The organism is Mucilaginibacter sp. (assembly GCF_965277465.1).
Classification (GTDB): Bacteria; Bacteroidota; Bacteroidia; order Sphingobacteriales; family Sphingobacteriaceae; genus Mucilaginibacter.
In genome coordinates, this window is record NZ_CBDICW010000002.1 from 47,811 (window position 1) to 73,435 (window position 25,625).

At 43.6% G+C, this 25,625-nt stretch carries 24 protein-coding genes; 4 read left to right on the top strand and 20 right to left on the bottom strand.

Annotated features, from left to right (window positions below):
* Positions 1 to 11: 11 nt before the first annotated feature.
* Positions 12 to 770 carry a GDSL-type esterase/lipase family protein gene (locus ACQY4U_RS12505; RefSeq protein WP_428329780.1) on the top strand — a complete coding sequence of 253 codons (759 nt, stop codon included), beginning with the start codon at positions 12 to 14 and terminating at the stop codon, positions 768 to 770.
* Position 771: 1 nt separating this feature from the next.
* Here the strand turns inward: ACQY4U_RS12505 and ACQY4U_RS12510 are convergent, their stop codons facing one another.
* The 14 genes from ACQY4U_RS12510 to ACQY4U_RS12575 form a co-directional block, all read right to left on the bottom strand.
* Entirely contained in the window at positions 772 to 1,539 is a 768-nt protein-coding gene (locus ACQY4U_RS12510) for a (Fe-S)-binding protein (RefSeq protein WP_428331747.1), read from the bottom strand.
* Positions 1,540 to 1,667: 128 nt separating this feature from the next.
* The gene (locus ACQY4U_RS12515; RefSeq protein ID WP_428329781.1) at positions 1,668 to 2,969 is read right to left on the bottom strand and encodes a 4Fe-4S dicluster domain-containing protein; all 1,302 of its coding nucleotides are present in this window, start codon (positions 2,967 to 2,969) and stop codon (positions 1,668 to 1,670) included.
* 21 nt (positions 2,970 to 2,990) lie between these two features.
* Entirely contained in the window at positions 2,991 to 3,890 is a 900-nt protein-coding gene (locus ACQY4U_RS12520) for an SDR family oxidoreductase (protein ID WP_428329782.1), read from the bottom strand.
* A 4-nt stretch (positions 3,891 to 3,894) separates the two neighbouring features.
* Positions 3,895 to 4,665 (bottom strand): enoyl-CoA hydratase/isomerase family protein, encoded by a 771-nt coding sequence (locus ACQY4U_RS12525; protein ID WP_428329783.1) that lies wholly within the window; start codon positions 4,663 to 4,665, stop codon positions 3,895 to 3,897.
* Between the two features lie 29 nt (positions 4,666 to 4,694).
* Complete coding sequence (locus tag ACQY4U_RS12530) at positions 4,695 to 6,506, bottom strand: AMP-dependent synthetase/ligase (protein ID WP_428329784.1); 1,812 nt, start codon at positions 6,504 to 6,506, stop codon at positions 4,695 to 4,697.
* Positions 6,507 to 6,549: 43 nt separating this feature from the next.
* Entirely contained in the window at positions 6,550 to 8,343 is a 1,794-nt protein-coding gene (locus ACQY4U_RS12535; RefSeq protein WP_428329785.1) for an acyl-CoA dehydrogenase family protein, read from the bottom strand.
* Positions 8,344 to 8,369: 26 nt separating this feature from the next.
* Positions 8,370 to 9,548: an acetyl-CoA C-acyltransferase gene (locus ACQY4U_RS12540; RefSeq protein ID WP_428329786.1), complete on the bottom strand. Its 1,179-nt coding sequence runs from the start codon at positions 9,546 to 9,548 to the stop codon at positions 8,370 to 8,372.
* A 17-nt stretch (positions 9,549 to 9,565) separates the two neighbouring features.
* A complete protein-coding gene (locus ACQY4U_RS12545) occupies positions 9,566 to 11,947 on the bottom strand; it encodes a 3-hydroxyacyl-CoA dehydrogenase/enoyl-CoA hydratase family protein (RefSeq protein ID WP_428329787.1) in 2,382 nt (793 codons plus the stop codon).
* A 37-nt stretch (positions 11,948 to 11,984) separates the two neighbouring features.
* A complete protein-coding gene (locus ACQY4U_RS12550) occupies positions 11,985 to 12,437 on the bottom strand; it encodes a DUF2147 domain-containing protein (RefSeq protein ID WP_428329788.1) in 453 nt (150 codons plus the stop codon).
* A gap of 256 nt (positions 12,438 to 12,693) precedes the next feature.
* Positions 12,694 to 12,948 carry an acyl-CoA-binding protein gene (locus tag ACQY4U_RS12555; RefSeq protein WP_428329789.1) on the bottom strand — a complete coding sequence of 85 codons (255 nt, stop codon included), beginning with the start codon at positions 12,946 to 12,948 and terminating at the stop codon, positions 12,694 to 12,696.
* A 21-nt stretch (positions 12,949 to 12,969) separates the two neighbouring features.
* Positions 12,970 to 13,413, bottom strand: coding sequence for an acyl-CoA thioesterase (locus tag ACQY4U_RS12560; protein ID WP_428329790.1), 444 nt, complete (start codon positions 13,411 to 13,413; stop codon positions 12,970 to 12,972).
* Between the two features lie 7 nt (positions 13,414 to 13,420).
* On the bottom strand, positions 13,421 to 14,395 hold the full coding sequence (locus tag ACQY4U_RS12565; protein ID WP_428329791.1) for an electron transfer flavoprotein subunit alpha/FixB family protein: 975 nt from the start codon (positions 14,393 to 14,395) through the stop codon (positions 13,421 to 13,423).
* Between the two features lie 42 nt (positions 14,396 to 14,437).
* Positions 14,438 to 15,181 carry an electron transfer flavoprotein subunit beta/FixA family protein gene (locus ACQY4U_RS12570; RefSeq protein ID WP_428329792.1) on the bottom strand — a complete coding sequence of 248 codons (744 nt, stop codon included), beginning with the start codon at positions 15,179 to 15,181 and terminating at the stop codon, positions 14,438 to 14,440.
* 159 nt (positions 15,182 to 15,340) lie between these two features.
* On the bottom strand, positions 15,341 to 16,225 hold the full coding sequence (locus ACQY4U_RS12575) for a helix-turn-helix domain-containing protein (RefSeq protein WP_428329793.1): 885 nt from the start codon (positions 16,223 to 16,225) through the stop codon (positions 15,341 to 15,343).
* Between the two features lie 157 nt (positions 16,226 to 16,382).
* Between ACQY4U_RS12575 and ACQY4U_RS12580 the strand changes: the two genes are divergently transcribed.
* Positions 16,383 to 17,606 (top strand): OmpP1/FadL family transporter, encoded by a 1,224-nt coding sequence (locus ACQY4U_RS12580; protein ID WP_428329794.1) that lies wholly within the window; start codon positions 16,383 to 16,385, stop codon positions 17,604 to 17,606.
* A 19-nt stretch (positions 17,607 to 17,625) separates the two neighbouring features.
* Positions 17,626 to 18,954 (top strand): SGNH/GDSL hydrolase family protein, encoded by a 1,329-nt coding sequence (locus ACQY4U_RS12585; protein WP_428329795.1) that lies wholly within the window; start codon positions 17,626 to 17,628, stop codon positions 18,952 to 18,954.
* 79 nt (positions 18,955 to 19,033) lie between these two features.
* Here the strand turns inward: ACQY4U_RS12585 and ACQY4U_RS12590 are convergent, their stop codons facing one another.
* The 6 genes from ACQY4U_RS12590 to ACQY4U_RS12615 all read right to left on the bottom strand — a co-directional run bounded on the left by ACQY4U_RS12590 (position 19,034) and on the right by ACQY4U_RS12615 (position 24,475).
* Positions 19,034 to 19,231 (bottom strand): hypothetical protein, encoded by a 198-nt coding sequence (locus ACQY4U_RS12590; protein WP_428329796.1) that lies wholly within the window; start codon positions 19,229 to 19,231, stop codon positions 19,034 to 19,036.
* Between the two features lie 213 nt (positions 19,232 to 19,444).
* Positions 19,445 to 20,335 (bottom strand): SDR family oxidoreductase, encoded by an 891-nt coding sequence (locus ACQY4U_RS12595; RefSeq protein ID WP_428329797.1) that lies wholly within the window; start codon positions 20,333 to 20,335, stop codon positions 19,445 to 19,447.
* Between the two features lie 76 nt (positions 20,336 to 20,411).
* Positions 20,412 to 20,993, bottom strand: coding sequence for a Crp/Fnr family transcriptional regulator (locus ACQY4U_RS12600; RefSeq protein ID WP_428329798.1), 582 nt, complete (start codon positions 20,991 to 20,993; stop codon positions 20,412 to 20,414).
* 139 nt (positions 20,994 to 21,132) lie between these two features.
* Complete coding sequence (locus tag ACQY4U_RS12605; RefSeq protein ID WP_428329799.1) at positions 21,133 to 22,032, bottom strand: SDR family oxidoreductase; 900 nt, start codon at positions 22,030 to 22,032, stop codon at positions 21,133 to 21,135.
* Positions 22,033 to 22,138: 106 nt separating this feature from the next.
* The gene (locus ACQY4U_RS12610; protein ID WP_428329800.1) at positions 22,139 to 22,717 is read right to left on the bottom strand and encodes a Crp/Fnr family transcriptional regulator; all 579 of its coding nucleotides are present in this window, start codon (positions 22,715 to 22,717) and stop codon (positions 22,139 to 22,141) included.
* 162 nt (positions 22,718 to 22,879) lie between these two features.
* Positions 22,880 to 24,475 (bottom strand): hypothetical protein, encoded by a 1,596-nt coding sequence (locus ACQY4U_RS12615; RefSeq protein ID WP_428329801.1) that lies wholly within the window; start codon positions 24,473 to 24,475, stop codon positions 22,880 to 22,882.
* 248 nt (positions 24,476 to 24,723) lie between these two features.
* Here ACQY4U_RS12615 and ACQY4U_RS12620 point away from each other — a divergent pair, with 248 nt between their 5' ends.
* A complete protein-coding gene (locus tag ACQY4U_RS12620) occupies positions 24,724 to 25,557 on the top strand; it encodes an alpha/beta fold hydrolase (protein WP_428329802.1) in 834 nt (277 codons plus the stop codon).
* Positions 25,558 to 25,625 lie beyond the last annotated feature (68 nt).

The window sequence follows — 25,625 nt, forward strand, 5'->3', positions numbered from 1 at the left end:
ATCCAATAATTATGAACGATAACAGAAGAGATTTCCTGAAAAAAATATCGCTGGCTGGCGCAGCCGCTATCACTTTGCCGGGCATATTGCCTGCTATGGCTGGGGATAGGCCATTGGATTCCCCAGTGTCAAAAACGTTTTTGTTTCAGGGGGATTCTATTACTGATGGCGGGCGTAGCAATAACATGGACTGGAACCATCTGTTCGGGCAGGATTATGCTTATCTGATTGCCAGCCGACTTAATTATGAATACCCGGACCGGGATTATAAATTTTTTAACAGGGGTATTAGTGGTAACACCGTAAATAACCTTGCCGAACGCTGGCAGCAGGATGCGCTGGATATTAAGCCCGACCTGTTAAGTATTTTGGTTGGTATTAATGATGTATTTGCCGTAGTGGTAAAAGGCGAAAAAATAACTGCCGATGATTTTGGCCATACCTACGATGCTTTACTGGCAAAAACTATTAGTGCTTTACCGGGCGTTGAATTAGTTATATGCGAGCCATTTATTTTACCGGTTGGCATGGTGAAAAAAAACCTTACCAACTGGACTACCGAGGTACAAAAGCGGCAGCCCATTGTAAAAGCAATAGCTGTGAAATATAATGCAGTTTATGTGCCTTTACAGGCCGCTTTTGATAAGGCAACCCTAAAAGCACCTGCCGAGCACTGGATATGGGATGGCGTACACCCTATGCCTGCCGGGCATGAACTGATTGCACGCGAATGGCTTAAAACAGTTAATAAACGCTATAAAATACTTTAAGCTATAAGCCGTTTGCCCTAACAGTTATCTCGGCAATATCCAAAACCTGTATCTCTTGTTCTTTATTGCCGTGTTTAATGCCATCGCTCAGCATTGTCATACAAAACGGACAGGCGGCTGCAACTACCTGTGCCTTTGATTCTGTAATATCGTTCATACGTTCAAGGTTAATGTCTTTTATACCTTTTTCAGGCTCTTTAAACATTTGTCCGCCACCGGCACCACAGCATAAACCGTTTGATTTGCATCGTTTTAATTCAACAAGTTCGGCATCCAAAATCTCTAAGGCTTTGCGCGGGGCTTCGTAAACGTTATTACCACGGCCCAGGTAACAAGGGTCGTGGTAGGTAATGCGTTTGCCTTTAAAGCTTTCTCCGCCTTCAGCCTTAAGCTTACCCTCGTCAATTAATTGCTGGATAAGCTGGGAGTGATGGATTACTTCGTAATTACCACCCAAACCGGGGTACTCGTTTTTAATGGTATTAAAGCAGTGCGGGCAGCCGGTTACTATCTTTTTAATTTGATAGGCATCCAGCACCTGTATATTGGCAATGGCTTGCATCTGGAACAAAAACTCGTTCCCCGCCCGTTTAGCCGGATCACCGGTACAGCTTTCCTCTGTGCCTAAAACAGCAAAGCTGATCCCAACATGGTTCAGGATCTTACAAATATCGCGGGTTATTTTCTGTGCACGTTCGTCAAAGCTACCTGCGCACCCTACCCAAAACAATATTTCGGGTTGTTTTCCATTTGCAGCCATTTCGGCCATAGTGGGTACCGCCTCACCCCGGCTCTCTCCGGAGGAAATGGGGCTATTAGTATTTTGTATATTATCGTCCATTATAACCTATTCATTTTATGGGAAATTTTTATAAGTCCTCTCCTTTGGGGGAGGATTTAGGTAGGGCTATTCCAGTTAAACCTGTCTGCATTACTATATTTCCAGGGTGCGCCGTTGTTCTCCATATTACCAAACATATTGTTTAGGCTTGCCGGGGCCTGTGATTCTTCCATTACAATATACCTTCGCATTTCGGTAATGATCTCCAGCGGGTTAATATTAACCGGGCAGGCATCGGTACAGGCATTGCAGCTGGTACAGGCCCATAACTCTTCGCGGGTGATATAATCATCAAGCAAGGTTTTATTATCTGTATGGTCCTTACCATGTTTATCTATGTTGTTGCCCACTTCGGTTATCCTGTCGCGCGTATCCATCATTATTTTACGGGGCGATAGTAGTTTGCCCGTAATATTTGCCGGGCAAACGCTGGTGCACCGGCCGCACTCGGTACAGGTATAGGCTTCCATCAGGTTTTTCCAGGTAAGGTCGGTTACATCCTTTGCGCCGAATCTTGCCACGTCGCCAGTACTATCGGGTACAAAGGATGGATCGAGCATAGCCTTTACCTCGTTGGTAACCGATGCCATATTGGTAAACTGCCCCTTAGGGTGCAGGTTTGAATAATAGGTGTTTGGAAAAGCCAGCAGGATATGAAAATGCTTTGAATAAGGCAGGTAATTTAAAAATGCCAGTATGCCTACAATGTGGAACCACCAGCAGCCACGTTCTATTAATTCGAGCGAATGCGTATTGTTTGGCAAAATGCCATTTAAAAGACCGCTTACCGGGAAACTGCCTGCCTTAAGGTAATGGCCGAAATTAAGCAGCTGTAATTTATGGTCTGCAGCGTTCATGGTTAAAAATGCGCTCATCAGCAAGATCTCGATGATGAGGATATAGTTCGCATCAGATTTTGGCCATTCGGTCATCTCCACGCCGCTAAAGCGCTTTAAGCGGGCAATATTGCGCCTTGCCAGGAAAACTACGCAGGCTGCTAATACCAAAAGGGCCAGGACCTCAAAGCTGCCGATCAGCAGGTCGTATAATCCGCCTAAGGGTTTTGAAAAGATGCGATGCGAGCCAAATACGCCATCGATCATGATCTCTAACACCTCTAAGTTGATGATCACAAAACCCACATAGATGAAAAAGTGCATTACAGCGGCCAGCGGCCTTTTTACCATTTTACTTTGCCCGAGGGCTACTTTTGCCATCGTTTTCCAGCGGAGTGCCGGGTTGTCTGACCGGTCGGTATCTTTTCCTAATAATATATTACGCCTTATTTTACCTGCGTTTTTTGTAAACAGGTAAACTGCCGCTGCCAGTATGATGATGAATAAAATTTGTGCAATCATTATCAATATGTTTTTTACCGGTTACTTGCCCCCTGCAGACCGGGTTAATTGTTCAATACCATCCCACATATCATTGGTTATCATCTCCAGGCCGTTAAACTGGCCTGCACCCTGCAGCCATTCGCCGCCATCAATGGTAATCACATCGCCATTAATATATCCCGAATAATCGGAGATAAGATAAGCGGCCAGGTTCGCAATTTCCTGGTGTTTGCCTACCCTTTTTAATGGTACCCTGTTTTTAAAATCAAACTTTTCGGCCATTTCTCCAGGTAGCAGGCGTTCCCATGCACCTTTGGTAGGGAATGGCCCCGGGGCAATAGCATTTGTGCGGATCTGGTGCCTGCCCCATTCGGCTGCTAATGAACGCGTCATGGCCAGCACACCACCCTTTGCACATGCCGAAGGTACTACATAAGCCGAACCTGTGAAGGCATAAGTGGTAATAATATTTAAAATATTGCCCGGCATATTCTCCCTGATCCAGTATTTACCAATTGCAAGCGAGCAATTTACCGAGCCCTTAAGCACAATATCAATAATGGTTGAAAACGCATTGGCCGAAAGCCTTTCGGTAGGTGATATAAAATTACCTGCCGCATTGTTTACTATGGCATTTACACTGCCAAAGGTTTCAATAGCTTTATTAAGCACGTTTTCAACTTCGGGATAATTGCGTACGTCGCAGGACAGGGCCAATACCTTGCCGCCTGTTTCGGCTTCCATTTCGGCAGCAGTTTTTTGCAGCACATCCAACTTGCGGCTGGTAATTATCAGGTTGGCACCTAACTTTAAAAAGTAAGTACCCATAGCTTTTCCAAGCCCTGTGCCACCGCCTGTTACAATAATGGTTTTACCCTTAAAAGCATCGGGCCTGAGCATTCCATTATCGGCATCGTTATTTATATCAGGTATTTGCATGGGTTTATCTGGTAACTGGTTTGGTCAATTTTTCAATCACTTTTTGCAGGGATAGGCGTGTTTCGGGCGCCCACCATTGCTGCAGCATTTTATCTAATAAGGCACTGTTATCTGCCTGCATTTTGGCCGACAGCTCTTTTCGCAAATTAACTTTGCTCTGGCTCCAGGTTGCGGCGTTCAGTTTCATGTAAGAGCGGATCTTTTTCTCTGCTGAAGCCAATACATCCCCTGCTTCGCAAACCTCGTCAATCAACCCATCTTTAAGGGCCTCATCAACAGTAAGCAATTTACCCTCTAACAGGTATTGATAAGCCTTGCGGCTGCCTAACCAAAACGAATACAAGCTAAATACACTGTCAGGCACTATAATCCCAACAGGAATTTCATTAAGCCCGATGATATACTGCCCGGCAGCCATAACCCGGTAATCGCTGCAAATGGGTATAATGCAGCCACCCGCCGGGCTGTGCCCGGTTATTGCGGTAACAAAGGGCTTTTTAAAGCTGGCCAATACTGTTTGCATTAACAGAAAATTAGTCCAAAAGTTCTTGCTTTCGGCTTCGTTATAGTTATAAACCTCTATGAGGTCTATCCCTGCCGAAAAAAATCCTTCCTTCCCGGTGATGATCAGCCCGCCGATAGTGTCATCGGCCTCTATATCTTTTACCGTACTTATCAGCTCGGCAAGCATCTCCATATTAATAGGGTTTGAGCGCCCCCTGTTTAAGGTAATAATAGCAAGCTTATCCTCAACGTTTATCTGGATGGTATTCATAGGTATTATTATTGGGATAGGAAGTGAAATTAATGGGTTAGCGCAGCGTTGCCAATATCGCTGGTATACATTTTTTCTATTTCGTTTTTATATTTTTCTAAAATAGTACGGCGTTTCATTTTACCGGTAGGGGTTAGTTCGCCTCCGTCAATGGTCCACTCATGCTCAAGCAGCCTGAACTTTTTAACCTGTTCAACATGGTTAAATTCAATGTTTAAGGTTTCTATAATGGATTGAAACAATGCAATTACTGCTGCATCGTTTACAATCTCCTTATTTGAATTAAAGCTGAGTTTATTTTGTGTGCACCATAGTTTAAGGTTAGGGTACGATGGTACGATCAGGGCCGATGTGAATTTTCTTTCGGCGCCAACAACCATCATCTGCTCAATAAAAGGATTTTCTTTCATCCGGTTTTCAATAGGGCCGGGAGCCACATATTTACCGCCCGATGTTTTAAAGATCTCTTTCTTCCGGTCTGTTATTTTCAGGAATCCATCTGTATCAAGCTCGCCAATGTCCCCGGTATGGAACCAGCCATCTTCCAACACTTCAGCTGTAAGCTCTGGGTTTTTATAATAGCCCACCATAACGCTTGGGCCTTTGGTTAATATCTCGCCATCGGCAGCAATTTTAACCTGTACATCTTTTATTAAATGGCCAACGGTGCCGAACTTTCTGTAATTAGGATCAAACTGGTTAACTGATATTACCGGGGATGTTTCTGTAAGGCCATAGCCTTCCAGCACAACCATTTTGGCTGCGGTAAAAATCCGGGCTAATCTAACCGGGCATGCCGAACTGCCTACCACAATGGCCTTAACATTACCGCCTATGGCATTGCGCCACTTGCTGTAAACAAGTTTATCGGCCAGGGCCAATTTTAAATTGAACCAAGGGCTGTTGCCGGTATTTTCAAACTGCTCGGCAACTTCAATCGACCATAAAAAGATCTTTCTTTTTACCCCGGTAAGTTTTTGCCCCTCTATCATTATTTTTTCAAACACCTTCTCCAATAAACGCGGAACGGCGGTGAAAATATAAGGCTTAACCTCTTTCATATTTAAGCCGATGGTATCCATGCTTTCGGCGTAATAAATGGAGAAACCATAAAAGAGATAGATGTACGTACACATTTTTTCAAAAATGTGGTTAAGCGGTAAAAAGCTTAAGGCGCGTTTATCGGCAATCGGGATCTGCTTCAATACCTCGCCCGACCCTATTACGTTGCTAACAATATTTTTGTGGGTAAGCATTACGCCCTTTGGCCTGCCGGTAGTGCCCGATGTGAAAATAATGGTAGTTACATCATCTTCGCTAATTTTAGCAATACTTGTTTTTATTTTATCACGATCAGCATCTGTAATGGGCTTAAATAACTGTTTCCAATTTTTGCAGCTCTCAATCTCATCAAACGAGAAAATAGATTTAAGCGAAGGCACGTGTACACTAACTGCATTGATCTTACCGCACAGATCGGCATCGCTTACAAAAATGCATTTAACCTCGGCCTCCACTAATATTTGCTCAATTTCTTTTAAGCTGGTATTGGGATAAAGTGGCACCAATATGGCCCCGGTTAGCTGAACTGCCAAATCAACTATCAGCCACTCGGGCCTGCCATTGCTGATCAGCCCCACTTTATCCCGGCCAATGGTTGTGCCATCACCCCCCGAGATCCCCATTTCAAGAAGTGCAGCAGCCAACTGGTAAATTTTTTCATGTACCTCAACTGTACTGAATGACTTCCATACGCCGTTCACTTTGGCATTCAGCAGATCAGCCCTTGGATTAAGGGCCTGATCGCTGATACAATCAAATAATCTTGTTGCATTTATCATGTGAACAATAGTTTATAGGTCTGTAAATGAAGATCGGTTTGGTTTAGAAGCAGTATTTATTTTGTTCAATCAGTTTTGCTGCAATGCGCCTGCGTGCTGCGGTAGTGTTGAAGTCTTCGGTTTTGGTATAACGTTTTAAGCCGGTCATCATCATTCTGCGTTCGTCCCCTTCGGCAAAAGAGTTTAAGGCTTCTTTACCTGCTTTAAAAATTTTATCGGCGGCATCCCTTATGTAAACCTGCATTATATCAATCTGATCTTTTACGGCTTCGTCGCCACGCTGCCCGGCTAATTTTTCAACCCTTAATTGTAGTGATTCGCTTACGTAGGTTTCAATCAGCATATCGGCCAGGTACATCAATACTTCCTGCTCTTTGGCCAGGTTAGCCATTAGCTTTTGCACGGCTGCACCGGCGACTAATAAAACGGCCTTTTTAAAGTTGGATATGTATTTTTTCTCTTTGGTGAAGAGATCTTCTTCGGCTGTATTGAAATCAGGAATGCTCATTAATTCGGCTGCCACGCTTTGAGCAGGGCCCATCAGGTCAAGCTCGCCCTTCATCGCACGTTTCAGGATCATATCCACCGTTAGTATACGGTTAATCTCGTTAGTGCCTTCAAATATGCGGTTAATACGGCTATCACGATAAGCACGGTCCATCGGTGCCTCGGCACTGTAACCCATTCCTCCATAAATCTGTACACCTTCATCAACAATATAATCCAACGCCTCTGATGCATGCACCTTTATAATGGCAGCTTCAATAGCAAACAGCTCGGTACCTTTAAGCTTTGCCTTTGATGCTTCCATGCCACCTTCAATCAGGTTGTGAATAGCATCCTCAATGTTTTGGCTGGCGCGGTACATGGCAGCTTCGGCAGCATAAGCACGGATCACCTGCTCGCCTAATTTATAACGGATGGCACCATATTTTGCAATAGGGCGGCCAAACTGCTCCCGCTCATTAGCGTAACGTACCGCATTGGTAATTACCGATTTTGAAGCACCTAATGCAGCGCCGCCTAATTTTATACGACCTAAATTCAGGATGTTAACGGCTATTTTAAAGCCATTGCCACGTTCCGAAAGCAGGTTTTCAACAGGAACCTTACAATCATTAAAGAACACCTGGCGGGTAGAGCTCCCTTTTATACCCATCTTGTGTTCTTCCGGGTTGAGTGACAGGCCTTCGTAACCTTTTTCAACAATAAAGGCACTCAGGTTTTCGTCGTTATCTATTTTGGCAAAAACGGTGAACACATCAGCAAAACCTGCATTGGTGATCCACATTTTTTGACCGTTGATGATATAATGCTTGCCATCCGCTGATAGCGTTGCACGGGTTTTGCCCGAGTTTGCATCTGAGCCTGCTCCCGGCTCGGTAAGGCAATAAGCACCTTTCCACTCACCGCTGCCCAGCTTGGGGATGTATTTGTTTTTTTGCTCATCATTACCATAATAAAGTATCGGCAGTGTGCCAATACCGGTATGTGCCATTACAGCCACAGAGAATGATGCACCCGGCCCGGTTTTTTCACTGATCAGCATGGCAGTGGTAAAATCCTTACCAAAACCACCATATTCCTCGGGGATTGATACGCTCAGGATCCCTAACTCACCCGCCTCATTAATTAAACTAACCATCAGGCCTTCTTCCGCGGCATCAATACGGTCTAAAACCGGAACCACCTTTTGTTCAACAAAGTCCTGGCAGGTTTGGGCTATCATCAGCTGTTCTTCGTCCCAGTTTTCAGGGATAAAAACATCTCCGGCTAAAGTTTCTTTTATGAGGAACTCGCCTCCCTTTAAATGCTTGTTTTCTATTGCGGTACTCATGATATATCGTTTTAATATGTTGATGTTTAATTTAATAGTTCGAATATGCCTGCTGCACCTTGCCCGGCACCTACGCACATGGTAACCATGCCGTATTTCTGTTTCCGCTGTTTAAGCTCGTCAAACAGCTGTACCGATAGTTTGGCACCGCTGCAACCCAGCGGATGGCCCAATGCAATGGCACCGCCATTTACATTGATCAGATCGGGGTTAAGGCCCAGGCCTTTTATTACCGCTAATGATTGTGATGCAAAGGCCTCATTCAATTCAAACAGTTCAATATCGTCCTGTTTCAGGCCTGCTCTTTTTAATACTTCGGGAATGGCGTAAAGCGGACCTATACCCATAATACGCGGCGGCACACCTACTACCGAATAGTTAACCAAACGGGCAATAGGCGTAAGGTTATTGGCTTTCATAAAGCGCTCGCTAACTACCATTACAAAAGCTGCACCATCGCTTGTTTGTGAGGAGTTGCCTGCAGTTACCAATCCGCGGGCATCAAACACAGGTTTTAGTTTTGCTAAAGCCTCCATTGAGGTATCTGCACGCGGACCTTCGTCTGTATCTACAATAAATTCTCTTGTTTTTCTTTTGCCGCTTTCGTCAACATAAGTTTCTTTCACGTTAACGGGTACAATCTGGTCCTTAAACCTGCCTGCTGCTATTGCGCTAATTGCTTTTTGGTGCGATTGATAGGCAAACTGGTCCTGCTCTTCGCGGCCAATTTTATATTCGCGGGCAACGGCTTCAGCTGTTAAGCCCATTCCCCAATAATAATCAGGATGAGTTAAAGCTACATCAGCATTGGGTACTATACGCCAGCCACCCATTGGCAGCAGGCTCATGCTTTCAACACCACCGGCAATAATGCAGTCGGCAATACCGCTGTGTATTTTGGCTGATGCAATGGCAATGGTTTCAAGTCCCGAAGCGCAATAACGGTTCACGGTCATTCCGGGTACTTTATCCGTATCCAGCGCCATTAGCGAGATCAGGCGGCCAACGTTCAGCCCCTGCTCGGCCTCGGGGGTGGCGTTGCCAACAATCACATCTTCAATCCGCTCTTTATCCACATTGGGTACGCTTACCATCAGGTGTTTGATCACATCGGCGGCAAGGGTATCGGGCCTTGTAAACCTAAAACCGCCCCGGTTTGCTTTTCCAACAGCACTGCGGCAGGCTGCAACTATATATGCGTTCATGTCTTTTCTTTCTTTAATTAGTTTCTTAATACTTTTCCGCCCTTTAAAATAGATTGGATGCGTTCAAGGGTTTTGCGTTCAGCACAAAGCGAAACAAATGCTTCGCGCTCCAGGTTCAGTAAATATTCTTCGCTTACCTGGGTAGGCTGCGACAGGTCGGCCCCGGCAAGCACATAGGCCAGCTTTTGGGAGATCTTAACATCGTGCTCGCTGATATAATTACCGCTGAACATGGTATTGGCACCAATATAACCCAGGCCAAGTGCCTGTTTACCCAGCACCCTGATGTCAGTACGCTGAACAGGTTGTACATAACCCTCTTCTGCCAATTGCAGGCATTGCTGTTTTGCTTCGGATAGTAACCTGTTGCGTGATAAAACAACCTGGTCGCGGCCTTTTTTAAGGTAGCCTAATTCAAACGCCTCATAGGCAGAGGTTGATACCTTAGCCTGGCCAATGGTCAAAAACCTGTCGCGGAAGTTATTCAGCTCTACATCGCCATCCTGCAATTCATCGCTTAAGCGGAGTGCAAACTCCTTGGTGCCGCCACCGCCGGGAATAAGCCCCACGCCAAACTCAACCAAACCCATATATAATTCTGCATGGGCAACCACTTTATCAGCATGCAGGCACAGTTCACAGCCGCCGCCCAACGCCATCTGGTGTGGTGCCGCAACAACAGGTATTGATGAGTAACGGATACGCATCATGGTATTTTGAAATGCCTTGATCACCATGTTCAGCTCGTCAAACTCCTGCTCAACGGCCATCATAAATATCATACCTACGTTAGCGCCGGCACTAAAATTAGCACCCTCGTTACTGATCACTAAACCTTTGTAGCTGGTTTCGGCAAGAGTGATGGCTTTATTAATACCTTCAATCACTTCGCCGCCAATGGTGTTCATTTTGGTGTGAAACTCCAGGTTGATAATACCATCGCCAATATCGGTAATGGTAGTGCCGCTGTTTTTCCATAAAGTATGGGTAGTACGGATATTATCCAGCAGGATAAAGTTTTCTGTACCCGGTATCAGCTTATAGCTTTTTGATGCAATATCATAAAACAGGCGTTTGCCATCTTCGATCTTGTAAAAGCTTGCAGCGCCTGCGGCTATCATATCGTAAACCCAGGCAGCGGGTTTATTACCTGCTGCTTCCATTTCTTTAACCGTATTGGCTACGCCTAAGGCGTCCCATTTTTCAAAGGGGCCCATTTCCCAGCCGAAGCCGGCATTCATGGCATCATCTATTTTATAAAACTCTTCGGTGATTTCGGGGATACGGTTACTGGCGTAAGCAAAAAGCTGGTAAAAGGTCGACCGGTAAAAATCTCCGGCTTTATCTTTCGCCGCAAACAGAATTTTAAGCCTGTCTTTCAAGCTGTCAACCGTTTTAGTAGTTTCTAAAGACGGGAACTTAACTTTTTGCGATGGTTTGTATTCCAGTGTTTTCAGGTCGAGGGCAAAAAACTGGTTAGTGCCTCCTGTTTTTTCCTTTTTATAAAAGCCCTGGTTGGTTTTGCTGCCCAGCCAGTTGTTTTTAACCATCCCGTTAACAAATTCAGGCAGCTGAAATAAATCGCGGGCCTCATCACCGGGTACGTTTGCATATAAGCCATTGGCAACATGTACCATGGTATCCAAACCCACCACATCGGTAGTACGGAAAGTGGCCGATTTTGGATGACCGATCACCGGGCCGGTAAGCTTGTCAACCTCTTCAACCGTCATGCCTGTTTTTTCAACATAGTGCAGTACACTCATAATGCTGAAAACGCCAATCCTGTTGCCTATAAACGCAGGGGTATCTTTTGCAAGCACCGTAGTTTTGCCTAAATACTTTTCGCCGTAGGCCATTAAAAAATCTACAACGGCAGGTAAAGTATCTTTTGTGGGAATGATCTCCAGTAGTTTTAAATACCTCGGCGGGTTAAAAAAGTGGGTGCCGCAAAAATGCTGCTTAAAATCATCGCTCCGGCCTTCAGTCATTAAATGGATGGGGATACCAGAAGTGTTCGAGGTAATAAGCGTACCCGGTTTCCTGTATTTTTCTACCGATTCAAATACTTTTTGTTTAATATCCAAACGCTCAACAACTACTTCGATCACCCAATCGCAATCGGCAATTTTTGACAGATCATCATCAAAGTTCCCGGTGGTAATGCGTTTGGCAAATGCTTTAAAATAAATAGGCGATGGGTTTGATTTTAGTGCAAAATCAAGCGCATCGTTCACAATTTTATTTCTTGCCTTTTTATCACCGGCAGGGGCATCTTTTGGTACAATATCAAGCAGCAGCACTTGCAGGCCGATGTTTGCAAAATGACAGGCAATGCGGCTGCCCATCACACCAGACCCAAGCACGGCAACCTTTCTTATAATTCGTTTAGCATCCATTAGTATGAGCTTATATTAAATTTTTAGATTTTATAAATTATTCAACCCTGCTCCAGGTTGTTGTTCGCCCAAAAAGCGAAATACCTACATAGCCCCGGATAGCAAGGGTTTTACCTTTATAGGTTATATGGCAATCATAAGTTTTTCCATTGTTAGGATCGTAAATAGTGCCGTCGGTATATTTCTCATCGCTATCTTTAACAAAACCTGCTAATACTAACAGGCCCAGGCGAGGTCTGCTGCGTAGTTTTGGGTCGGTATTTAATTCATCGACCTTAGGCTTACCGTTTTTTAAAGGTTCCTTTAGCCATACTACCTTGCCGTAAAATTTACCATCGGTATACCGGGTTATTTGTATTTTGGCACTCTTTATATCGTTATACCACAGGCCCTCTATTTTATCAGTTTGGGCGCGGGCAATGGAGCTTACAAATACCATTGCGAGCATTACGAATACTAACCTGATGAATTGTGATTTACTTACAGACATGGCTTTACAGTTTTGGTTATTGGTTAATTATTTTAAAAACAGTTGCGCGTTAAAAGCATTGCATGCATTTGAACACAACAATTTAAGGCTTTAAAAAAAATAAATAACCGTTTTACCGGTAAATAATTAGGTATTGGTTTACTATAACAAATATCCTATAAAACAAGGCAATATATAGGGCTGTAAGGCGGAAACATTTGTCAAAATTTCGGTATTAGCAGGTTAACTGGGCTATTTTGGCTGATAGCCCTGAATATTACCCCGCCAGCTTATTAACCAGGTCAATATATTGCTGCATAGCGTCGGCTGTTGAAACGCCTTTTAGCTTTAACCATGCATCATATTTTGCCTGTGCCACAAAATCAAACATAGCCGGTTTGGGCGAAGTTATATCGCCCTCGGTAGCCTGTTTGTATAAGCTATACAGGTTTAACAATACCTCATTATTAGGGCGAACGGGTAGTTCCTTACTATCTGTAACTGCCTTTTCAAATACTTCTTTCAGATCCATATCAATTGTTGATTTTAAAACTTATGCCTTATTGGCTTCTTCTACATAATCAGCGCTGCGGGGTGTGGTCAGGAACAAGCGGCTCAATTCTTCGGGTAATACGGTTAACCTGCGTTTGGTCATATCAATCCAGGCGCCATCTACGTTAATTATGGCTGCTTTAATACCATCACCACGAAACAGCTCATGCCTTATTGACCAGCGGGAACCATCCTTACGCGATTTTGTTAACTCGCAGCTCACTTTAATATGATCATTAATGCCCACCTCGCGCAGGTAAAACAATTCTTCCCTGAATAGTACCGGGCCTATATTTAATTCAAAAAGATCAGCAGGTTTTAAACCAAGGCTCTCTAACAAGGTGAGCCTGGCCTGTGCTGCAAAATCAGCATAGGCAGAATGCCGCATGTGCTGGTTAGCATCAATATGCGCCCACAATACCTGTCCCTCATAAAAAATATTCATGGTGCAATTATTTATGTAGCTTAAATTTCTTAACCGCTTCGGTAAGCATTGGCAAAACCTTCATGGCATCGCCCACAACGCCGTAGTTTGCGGCCTTAAAAAACGGTGCCTCGGGGTCGGTATTAATTACGACGATTGTTTTTGAGCCATTAACCCCGGCCAGGTGCTGTATGGCACCTGATATGCCCACGGCAATATAAAGATCGGGGCGGATAGAGCCGCCCGTTTGGCCCACATGCTCGTGGTGCGGGCGCCAGTGCGCATCGGCAACCGGGCGCGAACATGCGGTTGCAGCACCCAGCTCTTTGGCCAGGTCTTCAATCAGTCCCCAGTTTTCCGGGCCTTTCATACCCCTGCCACCCGATACTACAAGGGTAGCATCGGCCAGGGAAATCTCGCCGGTTACTTTATTTACGGATGTTACTTTTATCCCGAAATCTTTTTCGGTAAAACTTACTTCCTGCGTTTCAATAGTTGCCTTTCCATCGGTTTTAGTCAACGGGAAGGTATTAGGCATCAGCATAATTACTTTAATATCGCTCAGCAGGTTAACCCAGGCAAATGCCTTGCCCGAAAACACCGCTTTTTTAATAGCGAAACCTTTAGCGGTATCAGGATAAGATAGTGCGCCTGCAAGTAAACCTGCCTTTAACTGTACGGCAACCCTGGGCGCAACGGCCCGGCCATTAATATCATAAAGGGTTATAATAATTTTACTGCCTTCGGCCTTTGCAATATTTACCAGCGCGGTAGCGTAGGCCCTTGCATGTAGCTCATCCAAGCGTTTATCGGCAATATGGATCACCTTGTTTGCGCCATAGTTGCCCAAAGCTTCCATTTCGGCATCGGCTATAGTACCCAATACAACAGCGGTGGCGGTTGTTCCGGTGTTTTTAGCTATCTGGGCAGCATATTGAACTGCTTCAAAACTTTTCTTTTTTATATTTCCTTCGGTATGTTCTACCAATACTAATACTGACATTTTTTTATTGATTAGATGTAACGTTATCCCGCTTTGGCAGAATTATATAACCTTTGCCTCGCTGTGCAGCAAAGCAACTAATGCGTCCATATCATCGGCGCTTACTAATTTTACACCCGCTTTAGCCGGCGGTAATTCATAGGACAGGATTGCCGTTAAAGGTTCAGCCGCCGCTGGTGCAACCACTTTTAACAGCTTGGTACGCGCTGCCATAATACCACGCATGTTTGGGATGCGCGCTTCGGCAACACCTTTTTGGCAGGATATAACCAAAGGCAGGTTACTGCTATCGGTTTCTTCGCCGCCTTCAATCTCGCGATTCACTATGGCCGTGCTGCCCTCAATTTTAATGCTGGTTGCAAAGCCTATATAATCAACAGCCAATAATTCGGCAAGCATAACGCCTGTGGTACCGTTGTTATAGTCAATGGTTTCTTTACCGCAAAGCACCAGGTCGTAACCAACGGTTTGGGCGTAATCGGCTATATAAACGGCGGTTTGATAAGGGTCATTGCTATCGGCATCAATGCGGATGGCCTCATCTCCACCCAGGGCAAGTGCCTTGCGGATAATAGGCTCAGCATCGGCCCGGCCAACAGTTATCAGGTGAACTTCGGTAGCGGTCCCGCTTTCTTTTAATTCAATAGCGCGGATCAGGGCATACCATTCATCGTAAGGGTTAACGATATAAGTAGTACCCTGGCTATTGATAGTGGTATCGTTATCCTTTAAAATTATTTTAGTGGTGGTATCCGGCACCTGGCTAATGCACACTAATATTTTCATATAATTTGGTTCTATTTTACCCGGTTAGAAGCCCGGACGGTATTGGTTGTATAATCAATTGTAAAATTATACGGGATGCCTGCCCCCTAAAAGGGCAGCAATGCGGAGATATTAGTCAAAAAGTCGGAAAGGGGAAAAACGGGCCAAATTGCGAAACTTTTAACGCGGGATGGCCATCCGGTAATCGGAGGGTGACAGGCCTGTTTGCTTTTTAAAGTATTTACCGAAGGAGGACTGATCAGGAAAATGAATGGCGAGCGCTACGTTTGAGATGCTGATCTCCTGGTTGCGCAACAACACCTTAGCCTCTAATATTACGGCATCATCAATCCATTCGCCGGCTGTACGGCCGGTTACATCCTTTATAGTTTCAGTAAGGTGCTTGGGTGATACAAATAACAGGTCGGCATAATATTGTACGTTGCGGTGTTCTTTATAATGGTGAAAAACAAGTTCCTGGAAAAGTATGTTCAGTTCCTGCTTGCGGTTTAATTTACCTTTAATTATAACATGCTGCTTTTCGTAAATGGAGCCTACCTCATACAATAAGGTAATGAGCATACTGCGCGAGATCTCCATGCGGTAGGGGTGAGCCTGCCTGTCGAGCTTTTGCTGCAGCAGCGCATAAATTTCAAGCAGCATTTTAGCATCTTCATGGTCGGTATAAATGACCGGCAGGGAGGCGCTTTTAAAATAGCTGAATGATTCTAAAAAATGGCTGTTCACATTGTTTTCGGTTAAAAAGGCCTTTGAAAAAACAATGAATCGGCATAAAAAATCAGGACTGCTGTTATAGATCCGCAATACATGGAAGGGGGTAGCTAACAGCATGGCATCGGGCCGGGCCTCGTAAACCTGCAGGTTTACCTCAACCTGTGCGGTGCCGCGGGTGCAGATCCCTATTATATAGCCATCAGAGCGATAAGGGTATTCGCTTAAGGTGAGCAGTTGCTTTTCGTTGGTGATAAAAAAATCCGGACCGATCAGCTTGTCAGCATAAAGGTCAGCAAATTTTGATAAGCTAAGTTGTGCTATTTTCTTCATTTACAGCTTGAAAAGGCTTAAGTATACCATAACCGACTTTTTGACTAATATCTCCGCATTATAGCCCTTTTTTTCATTGTTTTACGCAGTAATTTTATTTTTTATAAACAAAAGGTACAATCCCAACTGTTACCTTGTTAATTATACCAATTATATTATGAGAAAATTATTACTCTTAGCGTTCGCGTTATTGCCTGTACTCGGATTTTCGCAAGGATTTCAGGTTAATCTTGAGGGCGAAAAACAAATCGGCATGGGGCATACCGGTACAGGTGTGCTATTGGATGGTGCATCCGTATTCTTTAATCCCGGCGCGGTTGTTATGCTGCCACAAAATTACATCCAGGCGGGTATAAGTCCGCTGGTATTTCAATCCGTATTTAATCCAAGCGGAAACAATGCACAATATCACACTGCCAACAAGGTTGCCACACCGTTTAGTTTTTATGCAGCGGTAGGGCCAAAATCATCATGGTGGAAATTGGGGCTGGCCGTTTATACGCCATTTGGCGGGTTAACCGACTGGGGAAACAGCTGGGCCGGAAAGTACTCGTTAGAGAGCCTTGACCTTAAAGCCTTTTATTTTCAGCCAACGCTGAGTGTAAAGCTGGCCAGTAATTTAAGTATAGGCGCAGGCTTTGTTTATAACCGCGGTACGGTTGATCTGAAACAGGCTATCCCTATTTCGGGTGCAAACGGGCAGGACGGGCAGGCCGACCTTAAAGGTGCAGGCAATGGTTACGGCTATAATGCCGGTATCTATTACAAGCCATCGCCAATGTTTAGTGCGGGTTTAACTTACCGCTCAAAGGTTAACACCACCATTAATAACGGTAATGCAATTTTTGATGTACCCTCATCGCTGCAAAGCAGTTTTCCGCAGCCAAATACTTTTAATGCATCCATCCCTTTGCCGGCAACTACCTCATTGGGTTTAGGGTTTTATCCAACAAACAAGCTAACACTTGCACTTGATGTTAACCTGGTTAACTGGAGCGTTTACAAGCAGCTTGCTTTTGATTATAAGTACAATACCCCTGCATTGCAGGATACCTACTCGCAGCGCGACTATAAAAATGCATTTACCCTGCGTGCCGGCGGCCAGTATAAAGCCACTAACAAGTTAGATGTGCGTGCAGGTGGTGGTTATGCCAGCACGGCAGTACGTGATGGCTATGTTACCCCCGAAGCACCAGATGCCAACAGGGTATATTTAACAGGAGGTTTGGGTTACCATGCCGACCGCCATTTGGATATTGACTTTAGCTTTGAGTACGAGCACCTGATGTCGCGCACGCAAACCAATATCCAAACGCAGCTATCAGGCACGTTTAAAACCAATGTATACATCCCGGGCATTTCTCTTGCTTATCACTGGTAAACCCTAAACACAAAAACAGATGAAGACTTTTAAACAACATAGTTACCGTTACCTATTTTTCCTGGGCCTTTTGGCTATTGCAGCCTGTAAGCCGGAAGTAAGCACATTCAAGGCATCCAAAGGCACCGCAAATTTTTCGCGCTATATTGCCGTTGGTAATTCATTAACCGCGGGATATGCCGATGGCGGTTTGTACCGCGACGGGCAGCTAAACTCCTACCCAAGCATTATTGCCAAACAAATGGAATCAGTAGGCGGGGGCACATTTACTCAGCCGCTTTTCACTACCGACCAGGCAAACGGCTCGGGCTATTTAAAGCTAAGCGGTTTTAATGCCGATGGCACGCCAATTACAACTACTGTTACCAATAACCTGGCTATCCGCGGTATTTTACCTGTACCAGGTTTTGGTAATGTTACCTTATATACCAAATACACCGGCGATATTAACAACTATGGTGTACCGGGTATTAAATTACTAAATATCACTTACGCCCCTTATGGTAACCTGAATGGTTATTTTGAACGCCTTTTGCCGGGTGATGCGCCAACAAACAGTACCGATTATTTGGATTTTGTTACTGCAAAGCCTTTTACATTTTTCTCTAACTGGCTGGGTAATAATGATGCGCTGGCCTACGCAACATCAGGCGGTGCAGGCGATGTACTTACTGATAAAAGTACCTTTGCAGCATTATACAATGTGCTGATCACCAGGCTTACCGCATCAGGCGCAAAAGGAGTAGTTGCAACCATACCCGATGTAACCGCTATACCTTATTTTAATACGGTAACAGTAAATGCAATTGTGGCGGCTGTGCAAAAGGCAAATCCAACAGTTAAGGGTATTTATATCAATGCACTGGTTTCAGGTACTACTTATGCCCCAAGGGTTGCCACCTCGGCAGATCTGATTGTGCTTACCTTCCCAACCAGCAAAATCGGGCAAATGGTGTCTACGCCTTATGGTAACCTGCCTTATGGTTTAACGCCTTACACACCTGTTGATAATCAATATGTGCTGGATCAAAACGAAGTTACCATGACTTTGGATTATATCAACTCTTACAATACCACCATCAAATCAATGGCCGCTGCAAAAGGTTTGGCTGTTTTTGATGCCTATACTTTTTTAGATAATGTAAAAACACAGGGCTTATTAATTAATGGGGTAAGCCTTAATTCAAATTATATAAGTGGCGGTATATTTTCGTTAGACGGCGTGCATTTAACCCCGCGTGGTTATGCCGTTGTAGCTAATGAGTTTATTAAAGCCATTAACAAGCAATACAATGCATCTATACCAACTACAGATGTAAGCGCTTACAGTGGGGTTAAATTTCCGTAATTGTATACTCAAGTCATACAACAGAAAAGCCACCTTTCAGGTGGCTTTTCTGTTGTATGATAATATTTATAATAACTGATTATTTAGAGTTTGCCTTAAGCATTACCCTGCCCTTTTTTGTTAACACACAGGCCGGCGATCTTTCATTTTCTTCGCCTTTTGCAATTTCAATCAGGTTATATGTTTTCAGGTCTTGCAAATCATCCTTGCTTATATTAATTGCCAGTCCTTTTTCGGCAATTACTTTTATGGCCGCAACCACATCGTCGTGTTTCATGATATTCTATTTATCGTTTGCAGGTAACAGGCTATTAACCTTTATTGGCAAATATCGGACTATTTATGGACGACTAAGTTAAAAATCAAATATTTCTATACTCATCAATATAAGGGTTTGATTTGATATGTCTTTATGTGCAGTTATTAAACTATCACCATGCACAACCACGAGTTTCAAACTCGCGGGAGCCAGTAGCCCCCTGATAGCCTGCTAATAGTCAAATTCATCTTTATGCTTTTCAATAAAATCGGGCCACCTTACAGGTTGTCTCCCGGTAATTTCAGGAAAGTTATCAAACGTGTCATCAGCCCCGGGAATTGTGCCTGCTGCATAGCGTTTCCAATGGTCGTAAACGCAGCCCATATAGGCCATTTCTGCACCTGCATTGATCATCGACTGTAAAAACATATCGGGCGATAGCGGCTCATAACGGAATGGTTTACCAATAATCCGGCTCATCATAGCGGCCATTTCATCAAAAGTAATGGCATCATAGCCTAATCTGTAGGTTTTTCCGCCATGTATTTCGGGATGTGCCAAAGCTAAGGCGGCTACCTGTGCCACATCATCCACATCAACCCAGCTAAGGCGCGCACCGGCTACATAAGCATGAATGATCCCGTTCTCAATTGCTTTTTTACCGCCGTAACTCAATACGTTTTGCATAAAAGTTTCGGGCCTTAAATGCGTGTACGAAAAACCCGACCATTCAATATATCTTTCGATTAACTGGTGCCATGCCCAATGTGCAACGGTGGTGTCATCACGTCCGCAAGCGCCTAAATGAACCACATGCTTTACCCCGGCTTTTTTGGCGCTGTCTAAAAGTGCCTTGCTTTGCCTTAGCATATCAACAGTATAACCTGTAACTATTAAAATACGGTCGATGCCTTTAAGTGCAGGCAGGTACGTGCTTTCATCATCAAAATCTAGCAAAACGGTTGCTATGCCTTTAGCTGTAAAGGGAGCTGCTTTATCGGGAGCCCGTACGGCAGCCACCAATTCTATATCTTTATTTGAAAGTAAAAAGTCGATGGTTTTGCCGCCTACCTGCCCGGTTGCACCGGTGATAAGTATTTTGGGATGTGTTGTATTTGCCATATAACAAAGGTACCCACGCTAAAAACAAAGGCTCTTGATCTAAATCAAAAAAGAGGCTTGATGCAAATCAATCAAATCATTTACGGAGCGCAATGTTTTTTCTGATACGGCTTAGTGTTTCGGGCGCAAGCCCCAGGTAGGATGCAATGAGATTTTGAGGCACCCGCTGAATTAGTTTTGGGTTGCTTTCGGCAAGTTTGGTATATTTTTCTTCGGCAGAATGGGTAACAGCGCTGATCAACCTTCGCTCTTTGGTCACCAGGCTGTTCTGAAAAAGAATGCGGAAGTAACGATCCATTTTGGGGACTTTGAGCGTCATCTCTTCAAAAGCTGCCGCATTGATCGTTAAAAATTCAGTATCCTCTATCGCATCTATATTGATAACTGCCTTTTCGCCCGAAAAAAAGCTGTACATGTCTGATGTCCACCAGCCTTCCCATGCAAACATATTCATGTGTTCTTCACCCTTTTCGTCTACGTTATAAGACCGGAGCAGCCCCTTTTCAACAAAGCATAAGTATTTGCAAACATTGCCTTCCTGCAACAGGTATTGTTTTTTACGAAGTTTTTTTGGGCTGAAGAAAGTTTTGATCATATCCTTTTCCTCATCGGTAAGCGAAACCTTTTCTGTTACGTGGGTAAACAGCACTTCAAACATTTTTTAATTATTTAGATGGAAAATGACCCGGCTCTCAAATATAAAAGCTTTTAATTATACTAATGTTTCAGCGGCTTAAAACTAAAAGACCTCCCGGTAAATTCCGAAAGATCTTTTAATGATGACAGGAGAGCTGTTTTTAACTTTCAAAGTAGTGGCCCTGATCCAGATCTTCCATTAAACCGGGATGCGTTGGCCGCCATCCCAGGCGTTCAAAGGTTAATTTAGCAGATGCCGGAATATCAGAACCAAAGAAACCGGCAAACCAGCCAAAATGAGCGGCTGCTTCTTCGGGCGAAATACTTACAGCACGAATATTTAAATGTTTGCCAATCATTTCTGCAATTTGGCGGGTAGGGATGCCTGCATCGCCAACGGCATGGTAAGTGCCTGCAACACCATTCTCTAAAATCAGCCTGTAAAGCAGAGCCGCATCCAGGCGGTGCACTGCTGGCCAGCGGTTAGCGCCATCGCCTATGTAGGCCGAAATTCCTTTTTGGCGGGCAATGCCAATAAGAATCGGGACAAAGCCGTGATCGCCTTTGTCATGTACCGAAGGCGGCAGGCGCATAATGGATACATTTACGCCTTTTGCTGCAATAGTGGCAGCAGCTTCTTCCGAGGCTACACGAGGGTGGTGGGTAGTTTTGGATGTTGCTACATTCCCTTCAACGGCTATTTCGCCGTTAGCATAGCTGCCTAAACCGGTACCTGAGGTAACTACCAGCGGGCGGTTTGAGCCTGCAAGAATATCCCCGATGGCCCCGATAACCTGTCTGTCAGTTTCACAATTTTGCTGAAACTTTGAAAAATCGTGGATAAAGGCAGTATGGATAACACCATCGCATTCGGCAGCACCGCTGCGCAGGCTATCCAAATCTTCCAGAGTGCCACGGTGTACTTCGGCACCTGCGGCTATCAGGGCATTTGCGCCCTCATCAGAGCGCGTTAGGCCGAGCACCTGGTGGCCTGCTCCAATTAATTCTTTTACAATGGCCGAGCCTATAAAGCCCGTAGCGCCGGTAACAAATACACGCATGTTTTAAATTTTTTAGTAAATGGATTGATCGGTTATTGACCTTGTTTAACAATACAAAGTTGGATAATACTTTAGCCCTAAACGAGGACATAGGTCACCATTTTACTTATTGTTTAACCTGTGCATGCCGGATACGGCTCAATGTTTCGCGCGATAGGCCAAGAAAAGAAGCCACCATGTGCAGGGGCACGCGTGCTAAAATGTCGGGGTAGGTTTTAATAAAATCGTCGTATTTTTCTTCGGCAGTTGAGCTGAGGGCGTTAAAAACCCGTTGCCGGGTTCGGTAAAGATTCCTGGAGATCAGCGCTTCGGAATAAGTTTTTAATGCCGGGATATTTTCAAACAAAGCGTTAAAATCTTTTTTGGTCCACATCAATACCTCGCTCTGCTCAAGCGCATCAATGTTATAACACGATGGGGTAAGGTTATCATAGCTCTCCGGGTCGGTGGTCCAGGAATTTTCGGGCGAAAACTGCATAATATGTTCGCTGCCATTATCGGTAGTGCGGTAGGTGCGTAAAAGCCCTTTAGAAACAAATATTTTATAACGGCAGATCTCGCCCTGCTGTAACAGGAAATCTTTACGGCGCAGGGTTTTCTCAACGGCTGTATCACGAAAAAGCTTGATGTTCACATCCGACAGCCCCGCTTGCGCTTTTATATACCTTTCAAATTCGGTAAACATATATCTCAAAAATAGGGAAAATATATCAGCGCCTGCAAATGTGGGTTGTTGATTTAGGGGTGATTTATAATTGAAATGGAGATCTTTTACGTTGTTGTTGCAAACTGAAGGCGTGTAAAAGCATGATTGTAAACAAAGGGGATGGTTGAACTTTTTTTGTTATTAACCTTTTGATACTGTTGGGCTGATATTCAGTAATTTATTTTTTATAGCTATGTCATATTGCTTTTTAGTTAGGTAAATGACCATATCTTCATGTAGAAGCATATAGAAATTACCCGGTAAATTATTTTCCTTACCTAAGCGTTTCATAAATACCGGAAAATTAACATCCAGCCATACGTTTGCTGTTTTGAACATAAATGAATGAAATTTACCGTTGGAGAAATATTGCAGTTTTACATTTCCATTTGCTTTTTTTTGGGTGATTTTTGTTGGATTAAATACGCCGCGCGAAATTTTGGCAAGATGATTTAAAAGATTAGCATAAGTATAGTTAGAAATTAATGCAGAATCTAAAGAATAAATTACTCTTGGAAAATTGACCAGCAATTGTCCGGTTGAAAACCGATCGCTCGCTTCAGTATCATCTATGGCTTTGCTTATTTCTGTATTTGAAAGATGTGCAAATAGACCAATATTTCTCCATTCAGCAATGGTGCTATCTATCTTTGCTGATGTTAGAGTCTTATTATACCGATCCAAGCTTACAGTCATATAATGAAAGGTGGGCTGATTCATGAATGCTTCGGCTTGTCTTTCTTTTAAAGCGATAAGGGCAAAGTGGCGTAAATAGTTTTCAGTGGCGCTTTCAGCACTAAACATTGTACTATGCAACTGGTATGTTGAGTGTTGATCGATTAAAATCTTATTAAAAATACGATAAAAGTCTTCAACATAAATATCCTTAGCGCTTATCTTTTTCCGTGTGCTTCTATAATTATTGAATGTGAGGCTGGTATGTGTATAAGTACGACCACTGCAAACTAAGCTTACCTTGAACCGTATTCCGGGTATGGAAAATGAAGTGTCCGGAATCGTAGTATAGCTAAAATTAGTAAAGGTTAAACCGGGTAGCATTGATGCTATATCACGATGTATCTGCTCCAGCCAAATATCAGGGTCGTCCGGATATTTGGCTAAATCAAATACCCTGTCCAATTGGCAATAGTCGTTCAACTGGAATGAAGACTCTATTTTGTTGTTCTTGGTATCGTTTTCCAACTGTAAAAATGAAGAATCATTAATGATCTCATTTTTATGAAGCTGTTCTGCAACCGGCAATAATTTATTTGGCGCCAGCCGCTCCAGTCGAGAGCTCATCTCGGCCATGCTAATTATTAATTGTAGTTCAGCTACGTAACGTCCAGTATCTATGCCTTTTTGAGTATAGGTGTAAACCCTGTCTGTTAGTAATCCAGCCTTCTTAATCTTCTCCAACAAAATACATAGTGATATATTAATGCTATCCTGACTTTTTTTATTAAGGTGACCAGGACCATAAGAAAGCATAACGCCAGTTCTATGTGGATCTAAATGGAATGTTTTTTTTAGCATGAGGTATTCAAGCCCTCCAAGGATCTTAACTTTATAAGAAGTATGCTCCTTATCTTTAATTTCCTTTTCCAGCACCGGCTTTTCATTGGGTGTTATGATTCGATATTTAACCAGACTATCAATAGCTGCAGATTGTGACTGCCCCAAAGCCCTGCAAAAAAAACTTGAAAAAAAGGTAAGGAGAATAAGGCCACGTTTCATAGTAACCATGAAGATAGACATTGCTTTGTACTTTATCAATTAGTAGGCGACTTAGAAATTGAATTTGAAAACTAATATCTATAAAACATGAGTTGAAAACTTGCAGGAGCTTGAATACATAAAATTCAATAGTCATTATTAAAAGCTACTTACAATATGTTTTTTTCTTAAAAAGATTTAAATTTTCATCTAAGTAAACAAATTGATTTTGTTGCCTGTTTAAAATACAAACAAAATCTATTCTATCTATGAAATTTATTAAGTCAAAAAATCAGGATGGTTCAGAAGTGAACCTGTATTATGAAGATCTTGGAACGGGAACTCCTGTTGTATTGGTGCATGGCTGGCCCCTTGACCATCAGATGTGGGATTACCAGACTGCTGCTTTAACCGATGCCGGCTATCGTGTAATTGCCTACGACAGGAGAGGTTTCGGAAAATCAGACAAGCCATTAACAGGTTATGATTACGATACACTTGCCGGCGATCTTAAGGCTCTGTTTGATCAGTTACAATTGGAAAATGCCGTATTGGTAGGCTTTTCAATGGCTAGCGGCGAAGTGGTTAAATATTTTAGCAACTACGGTGGTAAAGGCGTTTCAAAAGTGGTTTTGATCAGCTCGATTGCGCCTTACATGCTTCAAACTGAAGATAACCCGGATGGGGTACCACAGGAAGTGATTGATGATATAGGGGCAAATATCCAAAAGGAAAGAGCTGCTTTTTTAGGTGAATTTGGTAAACAATTTTATGGTGTTGGTTTATTGAGCAACCCGGTAAGTGAGCAGCAGTTAACCTGGGATTTGACCGTTGCGATGCAGGCTACATTAAAGTCTACCCTGGCCTGCGCTGTTTCATTTTCCAGCACTGATTTGCGTGGCGATATATCAGCTATTAACGTACCTGCTTTGGTTATTCATGGCGATAATGACCAAACCGTACCAATCAAAGCAACTGGCGAGCAGGCTGCACAAATGATTGCCGGTGCTGAGTACATTGTTTATGAAGGTGAGCCGCATGGTTTATTCCTTACCTCAAAAGACAGGTTGAATGAAGACCTGATCAACTTTATTGGTAAATAAAGAAGTTTAAGGATCTGTCACAAAAAATTGATAAGGCCAAATCAACAGCCTTCATAAATATTTGCTTA